The following is a 13,232-nucleotide window of genomic DNA, read 5'->3' on the forward strand; positions in this document are numbered from 1 at the left end:
TGTGGGGGCGGAGGCAGACAATGCTCCTTCGCTCACACATGATCATAACCAATAAACGAACGAATTAACTAAACTAAAAAACTTATTACTGATATGAACGTCAAACCACTTGCCGACAGAGTGCTTATCAAGCCCACACCTGCCGAAGAACGTACACTTTCGGGAATCATCATCCCCGATTCCGCTAAAGAGAAACCCCTCCGTGGCACAGTAATCGCTGCCGGCAACGGCACTAAGGACGAGGAAATGGTGCTTAAAGCCAATGACGAGGTGCTTTATGGCAAGTATTCCGGCACAGAAATCGAGCTTGACGGTGAGAAATACATCATCATGCGTCAGAGCGACGTGTTCGCTGTAATAGCCGAATAATACAGATTCAATTTTATTTAGTCACTAAAAACACAAGCTATCATGGCAAAAGATATAAAATTCAATATCAAGGCTCGCGAAGAGCTCAAGAAAGGTGTCGACGCTCTTGCTGATGCCGTTAAGGTAACTCTCGGTCCTAAAGGACGCAACGTAATCATCGACAAGAAGTTCGGTGCTCCTCATATTACCAAGGATGGTGTGAGCGTGGCCCGTGAGGTAGAGCTTGAGGACCCGTTCCAGAACATGGGCGCACAGCTTGTCAAGGAGGTAGCATCCAAAACAGGCGACGATGCCGGCGACGGTACCACCACCGCTACCGTGCTTGCTCAGGCAATCATCAACGTAGGCCTCAAGAATGTCACCGCAGGCGCCAACCCCATGGACCTCAAGCGCGGAATCGACAAAGCGGTAGCAGCAGTAGTCGAGAGCATCAAGGGCCAGAGCGAGGAAGTTGGCGACGACCTCAAGAAGATTGAGGATGTAGCCCGCGTATCGGCCAACAACGATGCCGAAATCGGAAAGCTCATCGCAGAGGCAATGCGCAAGGTGAAGAAAGAGGGTGTCATCACAGTCGACGAGGCCAAGGGCACAGAGACTACTGTGGACATTGTAGAGGGTATGCAGTTTGACCGCGGCTACATCTCTCCCTATTTCGTTACCAACACAGAGAAGATGGAGTGTGACATGGATCGTCCTTTCATCCTTATCTATGACAAGAAGATCTCCAACCTCAAGGAACTCCTCCCTGTGCTCGAGGCTGAGGCTCAGACCGGACGTCCTCTCCTTATCATTGCCGAGGATGTAGATCAGGAAGCTCTCGCCACTCTCGTTGTAAACCGTCTGCGCGGTTCGCTCAAGGTTTGCGCTGTGAAGGCTCCCGGATTCGGCGACCGTCGCAAGGAGATGCTTGAGGATATCGCTGTGCTTACAGGCGGTACCGTTGTAAGCCAGGAAAAAGGTATGGAGCTTGCAAAGGTAACTCTCGATATGCTCGGCCAGGCAGAGACTGTCACCGTCAACAAGGAGAACACCACCATCGTCAACGGTTCAGGCTCGAAAGAGGCTATCGCATCGCGTGTAGCCCAGATTAAGGCTCAGATTCAGACTACCACAAGTGACTACGACAAGGAGAAGCTCCACGAACGTCTCGCCAAGCTTGCAGGCGGTGTAGCCGTACTTCATATCGGCGCACCGTCTGAGGTAGAGATGAAGGAGAAGAAGGACCGTGTCGACGATGCATTGAGCGCTACTCGTGCTGCAATCGCCGAAGGTATCGTGCCCGGCGGTGGCGTGGCCTACATCCGTGCCATCTCGGCTCTCGACGGCCTCAAGGGCGACAACGACGATGAGGAGACAGGTATCGCCATCATACGCCGTGCCATTGAGGAACCCCTCCGTCAGATTGTGGCCAATGCCGGTGTGGAAGGTGCCGTTGTTATACAGAAAGTAAAGGATGGCAACGCCGACTTCGGTTACAATGCCCGCACAGGTGAGTATGAGAATCTGCTCGCTGCCGGTGTGATTGACCCTGCAAAGGTGACACGTGTGGCTCTTGAAAATGCCGCTTCTATAGCCGGCATGTTCCTCACCACCGAGTGTGTGATTGCCGACAAGAAAGAAGATAATCCTGCTCCTGCAATGCCTGCCGGAGGCATGGGCGGAATGGGCGGCATGATGTAATCAACTGTCTGTTTCTAATTATACAATGGGACATTGCGGCAATTCTTGCTGCGGTGTCCCTTGCTTTTTTTGCGGGGAATTAGTAATTTTGTCAAAAATAATCACGCCCATGCTTCAGTCTATGACGGGATTCGGCAAAGCTGTCGTTACAATCCCAACAAAAAAGATAACAGTCGAGATTAAGTCGCTGAATTCAAAGCAACTTGACATAAACACACGTATACCAGCCGTTTTTCGCGAGAAAGAACTTGATTTGCGCAATATGGTGTCATCGCGTCTGCAGCGCGGCAAGGTCGATATGCAGATATATTCCGAACCGATAGGCGTGGAGACCACTGTATCGCTCAATCTTCCTCTTATGGCCGCATATAAGGCCCAGGTTGAGGAGATGGCTGTGGCATTGGGTATTCCATGGCCCGAGGATTGGTATAGTGTGCTTATGCGTTTTCCTGAAACTGTAAAGAGCGAGTTGCCCGACACTCTTACCGATGATGACATCGCGGCTTTGCATCAGGCTGTGGAGGAGGCTCTTGAGGCTCTTGTGCAATTTCGCAGCAAGGAGGGCGAAAGACTTCGGGAATTCTTCACTGTGCGCATCGAGCGTATAAGGGCGCTGCTTGCCGAAGTAGAGCCTTACGAGAAAGAGCGTGTAGAGAAGATACGTGCACGTCTTGAGGAGAATCTCGCTAAAATCGAAGGTGTGGCTCTCGACAAAAACCGTCTTGAGCAGGAGATGATTTTCTATATCGAGAAGCTGGATATCAACGAAGAGAAGCAACGCCTGTCGCAGCATCTCAGCTATTTCATGGAGACAATGGCCAACGGCGAAGGGCAGGGTAAGAAACTTGGCTTCATAAGCCAGGAGATGGGGCGCGAAATCAATACGCTTGGCTCGAAGAGCAACAATGCCGAGATGCAGCGCATTGTGGTAAAGATGAAAGACGAACTGGAGCAGATAAAAGAGCAGGTGCTCAATGTGCTGTAACCGTTTGAAAATACATTTTCTATCATTGATTTTTGGAGAATATTATCCCCTATGGATGGAAAAATCATAATACTCTCGGCACCTTCGGGCTGTGGCAAGTCGACCATCATCGGACGGCTGATGGAGCGTGGCGACCTCAATCTTGCATTTTCAATTTCAGCTACCTCGCGAGCCCCGCGCGGCACGGAGAAGCATGGCGTGGATTATTATTATCTGACGGCAGAAGAGTTTCGACGCCGTATTGATGCCGGCGATTTTGTGGAGTATGAAGAGGTGTATCCCGGGCGTTTCTACGGAACGTTGCGCAGCGAGATTGACCGTATTACCTCTGGTGGGTCAAATGTGGTGCTTGATATAGATGTGAAGGGAGCCTTGAATGTAAAGCGTATCTACGGTGACAGAGCACTCACATTGTATATCGTGCCACCGTCGATTGATGAATTGCGCCGTCGTCTGGAAGGCCGAGCCACCGATGCTCCAGATGTAATCGAGGAGAGGGTGGGGAAGGCAGCCTATGAGCTTACTTTTGCTCCGCAGTATGACTGCTCGGTCGTAAATGACCGTCTCGACGATGCTGTAGAAGAGGCCCACAGGATTATTAAGGATTTCATCGAGCGCGACTGATTGGCAGGGTATCTCCACCGCTTCCAACTGACAGAGGCATGATACCTGGCTCATTGACCGTTCATGATAATATTGTATAGTTATGTCGGTACAACGCAAGCGCATAGGCATAATGGGCGGCTCGTATAATCCCGTGCATGCCGGTCATATGATTGTGGCCTCGTATATCGCGCAATGGGGCGCCCTTGACGAGGTGTGGCTTACGCTTTCTCCCCAAAATCCGTTTAAGCGAAATCTCAATCTGGCCGATGATGCCCACCGGCTTGAGATGTTGCGTATAGCCGTGGGGAGTTCGCCGTTTCTCCGCGTGTGTGATGTAGAGCTTTCGATGCCGCGTCCGAGCTATACGGTAGACACCCTCGCCAGACTATCGGAGATGTATCCCGACTGCGACTTCCGTCTTATTGTCGGAGCTGACAACTGGGAATCGTTCGGTAAATGGCGTTCTCCCGACGAGATTGTGTCGCGTCACGGTCTGATAGTCTATCCGCGTCCCGGATATTCGACAGACGGGTGTGAGGGTACTCCGGGAGTCACATGTGTCGAAGCTCCGCAGGTAGAACTGTCGTCGACATTTATCCGCGACGCCATAGCCGCCGGCCGCGACATGAACTTTTTCCTCCCTCCGGGGGTATATCAATATATAATCGAAAACGGACTGTACGGCTCAGTGCAGTGACATAAATCTTAATGTATCTTATGACCACTCAATCATCATTGCTCAACAACAACACGCTGGCTTTCATAGCTCTGTCAAATGAATATTGTCAGGCGCTTGAAAGTGCCCGCGAGAGTGAACGCATCCCTTTCGTGGAGAATATGCTGCGCCTGCTTCCCAGAATATATATATCGGCCACCGACCTGCAACTGAATCAGTTTCTTGCTGAAGATGCGTATCTCGAAGGGCGTCTTGACGAGGATTTCTACGACTCGGTAAGGCGTAGCGTGGAGAATCTGCTTGGCCCTGACGATACATATCTGGAAGTTTTCGAGGAGGACATGAAATATTCCGACACGCCTATAGCGGCGTCGGTGTCGGAAGGTCTTGCCGATATCTTTCAGGTGATGTACAATCTGCTTGATGCCATACGTGATATGCCTGAAGAGGTCGTGCTCTCGGCTCTTGTTGCGGTGAAAGATGACTTTGAGTCCTATTGGAGCCGTGTGCTCTGCAACGTGTTGCGTGCGCTCAACCATATACGCTATACTTCCACCACAGCCGACGAGTAATAATAATGGCCGGCTATCGAGTGGCCGGCGCAGCGTGCTACCAATTCCGGAAGATAAAAAAAAGAGTCTCCCCCGTCCGGCCTCTCTCCATTAATACGGACGGGGTAAGTTGAGACTCTTGTATTATGTATTGTGCCTCGCTTGCGGGCATTGGCAATGTGTGCCTATGAGGCTGCTTGGGATTATGCTATTTCTTTCTTGAGCTGGTCGGTCCAGGCCTTTATCCTTTCGGCGGTGAGATCTTCTTTGTTTACGTTATCGAGCATAAGCCCTACGTAGATGCCGTCCTGGAAAGCCTCAGTCGACTCAAAGTCGTAGCCGTCGGCGTTGAAATGGCCTATGAATTTTGCTCCTGTAGGGAGAAGGCGGGTGTATAATTCGCCCAAAGCGCCGCAGAAAGTGTCGCTCATTGACTCGTCGCCACAGCCGAACAGTGCAATCTTCTTGCCGGATAGGTCGGTTGCCTCCAGACCGTCGACCATATCAAACCAATCGTCCTGCAACTCTCCGGAGCCCCATGTGCTTGAGCCGAAAATCAGTACGTCGTATGGCTCGACGTCGGATGGGGCGGAATCCGCGACATTATGGATGTCGGCGGTGTCGACACCCATGGCTTTGGCTATCTCTTCTGCTACCTCGGCTGTCATGCCGGTGCTTGATCCGTAGAATATACCTATTTTCTTCATTGTCATTAATATATAATTCTGATATTATAACACGAAGAATGACAAAAAGTTCTCACTTGCCGACTGACTGTGGCTCAATCGCGGAACCGTCAGAAAGCCAGGTGAAAAGCCACACGTATGCCCCATCGCGGGGCATAGGGGTTGTCGCGGTAGGTGAGTCGCCACACGTAGTCGACACGGAACACGCGCAAAATGTTGTCAAGTCCGGCGCTTATCTCCATATATGGACGGTCGGTCATTGTGGTGGTGTGGACGTCGGCCGGGAATACAAACAGTTGCGGATTGTACAGCGGATTGTTGCGCCGGCTTAGATGTCCCCACAGCCCTTTGAAGTTGATTACCTCGCGGAGTTTCAGTCGGTCAAGCAACGGAATGCGGTTGAATATAAGGCCGTTCATCCAATAGGTGAAGTCGACCATGGCGTAGGAGTCGTTGATAAACTCCAGCGGATTCATCAACGCGAAACTTTCGGGCTGTATGGTGTATGAGAGGTTGGCGTTGGGGAGCATGAGATTCATGTATGGTGTGCTGCTCCACACGTGGCCGCCTTTCACAACTGCATCTATGTAGCCGAATGCCGAGAGCCACCAGCGCTGGGAGTAGCGCAACTCGGTGCGGTTGATGGTGAACATGCTCCCGAGAAATCCTTTCGGAGCAAATGTGTGGGTAAGTTCGAATACCGGTGCGTCGAGGTTGATTGGCATGCGGTTGGTCTTGCCCTGGTAGAACTTTTCTCCCGGCGCATAGCGGAGTTTCAGTTCGAACATGGCCTCGTTGTAGTGGCCGAAACTCTGTCCGTGGCCGTTGACAAAGGGTATCCAGCGGGTGGCTTCCTGGCGTTCGAAGGCGGCGGAGGCCACGAGCGAGAAGTTGTTGCGCAGTTCGAGTGTGTATTCGAGTTGCTGTCGGCGCTGGTATGTCAGGCGCGTATCTTCCATGCGTTTCAGCGACAGGAAGAGGTTGTCGGCGTTGGTGTATACATAGCGTTGGCCAAGCTGGTCGATGTCGTAGAGCGATGTGAAGCGCAGGGAGTGTACAGGGAACTCTCGGCTGTGGAGCTTCTTGTCGAGGAATGAGTACTCTACCTCGCCGCGGTATTTCCATTTGTGGTCGCGCAGTCCGTAAGCCACGTAGCCACGGGCAAACCAGCGTGGCGACAGCGCTGCGGTGGTCATGCCTCCGGTGCGCAGACGTATACCCTCCACGGTGTTGTAACTGATTGAGGTGTTGACAGGTCCGTAATCGAATTTGCTTGGTTTGCCGGTGTGTACATATCCGCTTACAAGCAGCCGGAGTGTGCGCTCGGTCCAATAGTAGAGCGGAACCCGGCGCATGCGCTCTACCATAGTGGCAAGTGATTTCTCCGAGCGGGCGAGCGGCACATTGCGGTGTGTGCTCCAGAAGTCGTTGTCCTGCGAGTAGGCGTCGTCGGCCACAATCTGGTATTCAGCATGGCCGAACGCGAGGTCTTCGTTGGCAGGGGCGTCGAAGTTGAAGCGGCTGTATGTAGTGTTGCGCCGCACGAACAGGCCGGGCATGCCGGGGAGAATGCTCAACTCCATGGACATGTCGTCGGATGTCTTCAGACGCGATCCGTCGGGTGCGCGGTCGAATGTCTGTGTGAGTGTCATGCCATCGACAAAGTTGACGTTGATGCTGTGGGGGAGATACAGCTCGAGCTTCTTGACCATCATTGTCGAATCGGACTTCGGCACATAGAGCTTTCCGAGAAATCCCCATGTCTGTGGGGTGTGGGGCACAAAGCTGAGCACTACGCACGAGTCGCCCGCCACGACCACAGTGTCGGAGAGATAAAATTTGTAGAAGTCGGCGGCTATAGGCGACAATGGACTTACAAAGCGGTTTTGCAACAGGGTGATGTCGTTGCTATAGATGTCGATTTCGCGGAACACGTCCTCGAGCACTTTGCGCACGTTTTCCTGATTGGACATTATGTCGTCGAGGCCTTCATGGTGTAGTCCCGTTACGTGTTCGCGCTCGCGGTCGTCGCTGTGTCGGTAGTTGACGGTCGAGGCCTTCTCGCGCATGGCTATGTTGAGTATCGGCTTGCCCGACATGGCAGATGTGTCGACATGGTCGCGCAGGAATGCGAATTTCCGGTCGAGCCACGATGTGGTGTCGGGCTTGTAATCGTTGACGGCTATCGACATGCGCTCATACTTGTCGAAATTGTAGTAGGGGTTGCGGTGGGGGTCGGTAAGGTTGCGTGCGGCTCTTATCCTCTCCATGAATGCCACTGCGGGATTGCCTTTCTTGCGGTATTTCTCTTTCTTGGGCTTTACTACTACTTCGGCCAGCTGCACTCCTGTAGGGTCGAGTTCTACAATCATCTGGAGGCTGTAGCTGCGGTTTATGGGTATGGTGGCGGTGGTGTATCCCATTACGCTTACTCTTACACTGTCGGTCTGTGAGTAGGAGCGTAGCGAGAATCGGCCGGCATCGTCGGTCAGAGTGCCGCCCGGCGTGGTTGTGAGCGCTACAGCGGCGTAGGGAACAGGTTCGCGGCTACGGCTGTCGAATACCACACCCTTCACCTCTACATTGTCAGCAATGACGATGCCGCTCCCTGTGGCGGCAAGCAGAATTATGGCTATGATGCGGGGGAGATATATGATATAGTTGCGGAAGAATGCCATTTATGAGTGAATCAACCTGCAAAGGTACTTACATTCCGCCATAATCCATGCCATGCCAACGTATTTTATGCGTTTTTAGCTAATATTGGGGATATTGCGGGTGGGAAGTTCCACTTACAGCTGTTTTTGAGTTTGTAAAGTATGACGTAAATTATATCTATGAGCCATTTTTTTGTCTCATATCCGCTACATCCGCTTTTCCTCTTCAATAGACAGGGTGATATTTCATTTTTTATTGTAACTTTGTCGAATACCGCGTAAATAAGTTCTTCGTTATGAATGTTTAAAGCACCCATATTATAGTACTATAGCGAATAAACTTGATTGTATGCTGTGCATTAACATTTAGAGATTGTCTAAATTTATATGATACCGATTTTGAGAAGGATTGTCTGATGGATTTTTGCTTGTGATGAGGGAGTGTAGCCGTAGCTACATGACCGAAGAATAAACAAAAAGACACCGACAAGACTCTCAAAAGCAAAGTAATATGAATTTTAGACAATCTCTTAATGATGAGGAAAAAGATTTTGTTATAAAAAGATGTATTAACCATGAATTATTTTGTTTCCCAAAATCTTTTAATATAGAGAATATAGAAGAAAATAATCTCGAAGAAGACGTTGATGGTTTAGGTGATGGCTTTGCAATAGCTGAAACTCTTGATTGTGTTAGGGCAGATATTGAAGAGGAAACTCAAATGGAGTTTCAAGAGTTTCTGCAAGAAAATGGGTCTTCTATAGCAGAACAAGCTCTTTATGAATATGCTGAAACAAACGCTATTGTTGCTTTAGACCAAAATGGGAATGTCATTAAAGAATTTTATTCGTTTGATGAAATAGCTACCTATTTCGGTGTAAAAAGGGCAGACAATGTGAAAAATGTCCTTGTTGGCCGTCAAAAAAGTGCATACGGATATGTTTGGAAATATAGAAAAGATTTGAATGCAAATGGATGAATTTGCTAATTTGCCTGAATGGGTATACTTCTTAAGTAGGGATATTCAGTTAATGGCTAACTGATTATTTGGCAGAGTTATAGATATTTTGTAACTTTACAAAGAACCCCCGATGAACCCATCACGGGCTTATTCGGAGGTAATTCTTAAAAATAAATGTTCGTGAAGTTACGGAAAATATCTGAGATTACGGCCACGTTGCCGTTTACCGAGTTCGATTTTATGCAAAAATATCGCGAGAGTTTTGCCGTAAGCGAGCTCGGGCGCATCCATGCGCAACTGCCATTGAAGGAGCTGGCAGAGAAAATCCGCTCGCATTTTCCCAAAACGCATCCTCAAGGCAACACGCCGATGTTCCCGCCGGAGGGAGAGGTGGCGCTGATGTTCCTCAAACCATATACCGGACAATCGGATGACGGCCTGATCGAGATGCTCAACGGCAACATACACATGCAGATGTTCTGCGGGGTGCTCATAGATCCCGCCAAGCCCATAAAGAACGGCAAGATAGTCAGTGCTATCCGTCAGCGCATAGCCGGAGTTCTGGACATCAGAGAACTGCAGAAAATCCTGTATGGCAAATGGGGCGGCTCGCTGAGAAACAAGGATTTGTGTCTGACCGATGCCACCTGCTACGAGAGCCATCTGCGGTTCCCGACAGATGTAAAACTGTTGTGGGAATGCTGCGAGTGGCTTCAATCTCTAATTGCAAAGACCTGTAAGGCGCTGAAGGAACGGCTGCCGCGCAACAAGTATCGTGATATTGACCGCGCCAGACTCACCTATGCCAAGCATCGCAAACACAGCAGGGCGGCCACTGTCAAACTCCGCCGTCGATTGCTCGGCTTGCTTTCCAAACAGATAGGGCAATGGAACAGAATCTGCAAGATACACACCGTTGACATCGCGCTCACCGCCGAGCAAAGCAAGCGTCTCTTCGCTCTTAAAGAGGTGTATCGACAGCAGAGAGCGCTTGCTCAGAAAAAGGAGGTGAAGAAACGCATCGTCAGCATAGACCGTCCGTACATCCGGCCCATCGTCAGAGGCAAGGAGAACAAGCGAGTGGAGTTCGGAGCCAAGGTCAACAACATCCAGATTGATGGAATATCATTCATCGAGCATCATTCCTTCGAAGCCTTCAACGAGGGCGTGAGATTACAGGAGTGTATTGAATATCAACAGGAACTGACCGGAGTCAAAGTCGCCAAAGTCGGAGCTGACACCATCTATGCCAACAACGACAACCGGCGGTACTGTACCGAAAACGGCATAACGACATGTTTTGTCCGCAAAGGCCCGAAGCCAAAGGATGAAAACACCGACATAAGCACAGCCCGACGAATAATCGGGACACTGCGCTCTACCGCCATGGAGGGCAGCTTCGGAAACCAGAAACAGCACTACGGTGTCAGCCGGATTGCTGCACGCAACTCCCGCAGCGAGACGCTGCTGCTCTTTTTCGGCATCCACATGGCAAATGCCGCAACGCTTGCCGCCCGACAACTCGCCATCGAAGAAAAGAAGAAACAGCGAGCGTGAAAAATCATACTGTCACCTCACCTCCGAAACATATCGGAGGCGAATCAGTGTATCCCTATCTGTCCGAAATGTCATATTTTATGCGCCGAGAATTGAAAATTTGCCCTCATAATCAAAACAGCACCGCCATAGGGCGACCACGCTCCATTTTCAGCTTGAAAAATCAAGCCATTAACTGAATATCCCTAAGTAGGATATATTCTATCTGGGAGAAATTATTGTGATTTTATCATTTTGGATGGCGTAGACTGGATTGATGAGTGGATTTGGAAAGCGAATTTTGGAATTCGGAGGAAAATGGGTAAATTTGCGTGTCTTATAATACAATTATTCTCTATTCAGTGTAACATTATTAATGTTCAAACATGAAAAAACATTTTGCATGGCTGACGGCAGCCGGTATCCTTACGGCATGCTCGCAGGGTGGACCGCTACAGGTGAGTTCGCCCGATGGAAAACTTCTTGTAAACTTCAATATCGAGGAGGGTGGGGCGCCCGCTTACAGCGCTTCGTTTGACGGGGAGGAGATTGTGGCCACCTCTTATCTGGGATTTCAGATGGAGAAATTCGGGGCACTTACCTCCGGATTCAAGATGACCGCACATCATGAGTCGGAACATAACGAGACCTGGGCGCCGGTGTGGGGCGAGCAGGATTCGGTGGTCAACCACTACCGTCAGCTTGTGGTGGAGATGAAGAAAAAGACCGACAGTGTCGATGTGCTTCTCAATGTGGAGTTCCGTGTGTTTGACGAGGGCTTTGCTTTCCGCTACGTATTTCCCGAGCAGAAGACCAAGCAGTTTGTCATTGACCAGGAGCTTAGCCGGTTTGCCATGACCGGCGACCATACAGCCTGGTGGATACCAGGCGACTACGACACGCAGGAGTATGAGTACACACGCTCGCAGCTGAGTGAAATCGCCGCGCGCCATACCGCAGCTCTTGTGGGCAATGTGTCGGCCTCGGCATTTGACCAGTGGGCCGTGCAGACGTCGCTCATGATGAAGACCGGGGACGAAAAGCCGCTGTATCTCAACATACACGAGGCTGCGCTCATCGACTATCCTGCGATGCATCTGCTTTACAATGACTCCAGCTGCACGTTTACCTCGGCCCTTACTCCCGACGGCAACGGGCATATGGCGGTAATCGACACTCCGTTCTCTACCCCATGGCGTGTGGTGATGGTCAGCGACAAGGCTACCGACATACTGTCGACACAGATTATATACAATCTCAACGAGTCGTGTGTGCTCGACGACACATCATGGATTCACCCTACAAAATACATGGGTGTATGGTGGGAAATGATTACCGGCAAAAGCGACTGGAGCTACACCAATGCCCACGACTTCGACCTCGCCACGTTTGATTACTCAAAGGCCCGTCCCCACGGACGCCATGGCGCCACTACCGACAACGTAAAGCGCTATATCGATTTTGCAGCGGCCAACGGATTCGACCAGTTGCTCGTGGAGGGCTGGAATGTTGGCTGGGAGGACTGGCTCGGGCGCGAGAAAGATTATGTGTTTGACTTCGTGACACCATATCCCGACTTCGATATCAAGGCGCTCAACGACTATGCCCATTCCAAGGGTATCAAGCTGATGATGCATCATGAGACTTCCGGCTCTATACCCAACTATGAGCGTCATATGGAGGCTGCCTACAGTCTTATGAACGAGTATGGTTACGACGCGGTGAAGAGCGGCTATGTGGGCAATATCCTGCCCAAGGGTTCGTACCATTACGGACAGCCTCAGATACGCCATTATCTCGACGCCATCAGGCGTGCCGCCGACCACAAGATAATGGTCAACGCTCATGAGGCTGTGCGTCCGACCGGTCTTGCGCGCACTTATCCCAACCTTGTAGGCAACGAGAGTGCTATGGGCACCGAGTACCGCAACATGACTCCGGGCCATGTCACTATCCTGCCGTTTACACGTTTGAAGGGAGGTCCGATGGATTTCACTCCCGGTATTTTTGAGATGGACCTCGGTAAGTTCTCCCCCGACAAGACCCACAAGCGTGCAACGGTGGCCGGTCAGCTCGCTCTCTATGTGACCATGTACTCGCCTCTCCAGATGGCCGCCGACCTGCCCGAGCACTATGCCGAGAAGATGGATGCATTCCAGTTTATAAAGGATGTGCCTGTCGATTGGAGCAAGAGCCATTATCTTGATGCGGAGCCGGGCGAGTTTATCGTGGCCGCACGCCGTGCCAAGGGCGGCGATGACTGGTATGTTGGAGGTGTCACCAACGATGAGGCACGCGACGTCACCGTGTCGATGTCGTTCCTGAAGCCGGGTGTCACTTATCAGGCTACATTCTATACCGATGCTCCCGATGCTGACTGCGACAGCAACTCGGGCGCCTACGAAATCAGCAAGGAGACTGTGACATCGCGTACGGTATCGACAATCCATATGGCACGCGGGGGCGGTTTCGCAATATCTATTGTGCCTGTGAAATAAGATATTGGCTAAATTGTTTTAAGGCGA

The 13,232-nt window shown here is 50.8% G+C and carries 12 protein-coding genes; 9 read left to right on the forward strand and 3 right to left on the reverse strand.

The features are described 5' to 3' along the window. The first annotated feature begins 93 nt into the window (after window positions 1-93). The 6 genes from ADH68_RS10220 to ADH68_RS10245 all read left to right on the forward strand — a co-directional run bounded on the left by ADH68_RS10220 (window position 94) and on the right by ADH68_RS10245 (window position 4,888). Window positions 94-369, forward strand: coding sequence for a co-chaperone GroES (locus ADH68_RS10220; RefSeq protein WP_068960896.1), 276 nt, complete (start codon window positions 94-96; stop codon window positions 367-369). A gap of 42 nt (window positions 370-411) precedes the next feature. After that, window positions 412-2,049 carry a chaperonin GroEL gene (groL, locus tag ADH68_RS10225; RefSeq protein ID WP_068960895.1) on the forward strand — a complete coding sequence of 546 codons (1,638 nt, stop codon included), beginning with the start codon at window positions 412-414 and terminating at the stop codon, window positions 2,047-2,049. Between the two features lie 109 nt (window positions 2,050-2,158). After that, window positions 2,159-3,034 carry a YicC/YloC family endoribonuclease gene (locus ADH68_RS10230; RefSeq protein ID WP_068960894.1) on the forward strand — a complete coding sequence of 292 codons (876 nt, stop codon included), beginning with the start codon at window positions 2,159-2,161 and terminating at the stop codon, window positions 3,032-3,034. A 51-nt stretch (window positions 3,035-3,085) separates the two neighbouring features. Continuing rightward, the gene (gene gmk, locus ADH68_RS10235; protein WP_068960893.1) at window positions 3,086-3,658 is read left to right on the forward strand and encodes a guanylate kinase; all 573 of its coding nucleotides are present in this window, start codon (window positions 3,086-3,088) and stop codon (window positions 3,656-3,658) included. Window positions 3,659-3,740: 82 nt separating this feature from the next. Then, window positions 3,741-4,337, forward strand: coding sequence for a nicotinate (nicotinamide) nucleotide adenylyltransferase (gene nadD, locus ADH68_RS10240; protein WP_068960892.1), 597 nt, complete (start codon window positions 3,741-3,743; stop codon window positions 4,335-4,337). 20 nt (window positions 4,338-4,357) lie between these two features. After that, a complete protein-coding gene (locus ADH68_RS10245) occupies window positions 4,358-4,888 on the forward strand; it encodes a DUF5063 domain-containing protein (protein WP_068962062.1) in 531 nt (176 codons plus the stop codon). A gap of 182 nt (window positions 4,889-5,070) precedes the next feature. Here the strand turns inward: ADH68_RS10245 and ADH68_RS10250 are convergent, their stop codons facing one another. The 3 genes from ADH68_RS10250 to ADH68_RS10260 all read right to left on the reverse strand — a co-directional run bounded on the left by ADH68_RS10250 (window position 5,071) and on the right by ADH68_RS10260 (window position 8,527). Next, window positions 5,071-5,574 (reverse strand): flavodoxin, encoded by a 504-nt coding sequence (locus ADH68_RS10250; RefSeq protein ID WP_068962061.1) that lies wholly within the window; start codon window positions 5,572-5,574, stop codon window positions 5,071-5,073. A gap of 89 nt (window positions 5,575-5,663) precedes the next feature. Next, a complete protein-coding gene (locus tag ADH68_RS10255) occupies window positions 5,664-8,231 on the reverse strand; it encodes a DUF5686 family protein (RefSeq protein WP_068960891.1) in 2,568 nt (855 codons plus the stop codon). Window positions 8,232-8,296: 65 nt separating this feature from the next. Next, entirely contained in the window at window positions 8,297-8,527 is a 231-nt protein-coding gene (locus ADH68_RS10260; RefSeq protein ID WP_068960890.1) for a hypothetical protein, read from the reverse strand. A 194-nt stretch (window positions 8,528-8,721) separates the two neighbouring features. Here ADH68_RS10260 and ADH68_RS10265 point away from each other — a divergent pair, with 194 nt between their 5' ends. The 3 genes from ADH68_RS10265 to ADH68_RS10275 all read left to right on the forward strand — a co-directional run bounded on the left by ADH68_RS10265 (window position 8,722) and on the right by ADH68_RS10275 (window position 13,205). Then, the gene (locus tag ADH68_RS10265; protein WP_068960889.1) at window positions 8,722-9,189 is read left to right on the forward strand and encodes a hypothetical protein; all 468 of its coding nucleotides are present in this window, start codon (window positions 8,722-8,724) and stop codon (window positions 9,187-9,189) included. Between the two features lie 156 nt (window positions 9,190-9,345). Next, window positions 9,346-10,728, forward strand: a complete 1,383-nt coding sequence (locus tag ADH68_RS10270) for a transposase (protein ID WP_068960596.1) — start codon at window positions 9,346-9,348, stop codon at window positions 10,726-10,728. A 365-nt stretch (window positions 10,729-11,093) separates the two neighbouring features. Further along, window positions 11,094-13,205, forward strand: a complete 2,112-nt coding sequence (locus ADH68_RS10275) for a glycoside hydrolase family 97 protein (RefSeq protein ID WP_068960888.1) — start codon at window positions 11,094-11,096, stop codon at window positions 13,203-13,205. Window positions 13,206-13,232 lie beyond the last annotated feature (27 nt).

The organism is Muribaculum intestinale, assembly GCF_002201515.1.
GTDB classification, from domain to species: Bacteria; Bacteroidota; Bacteroidia; order Bacteroidales; family Muribaculaceae; genus Muribaculum; species Muribaculum intestinale.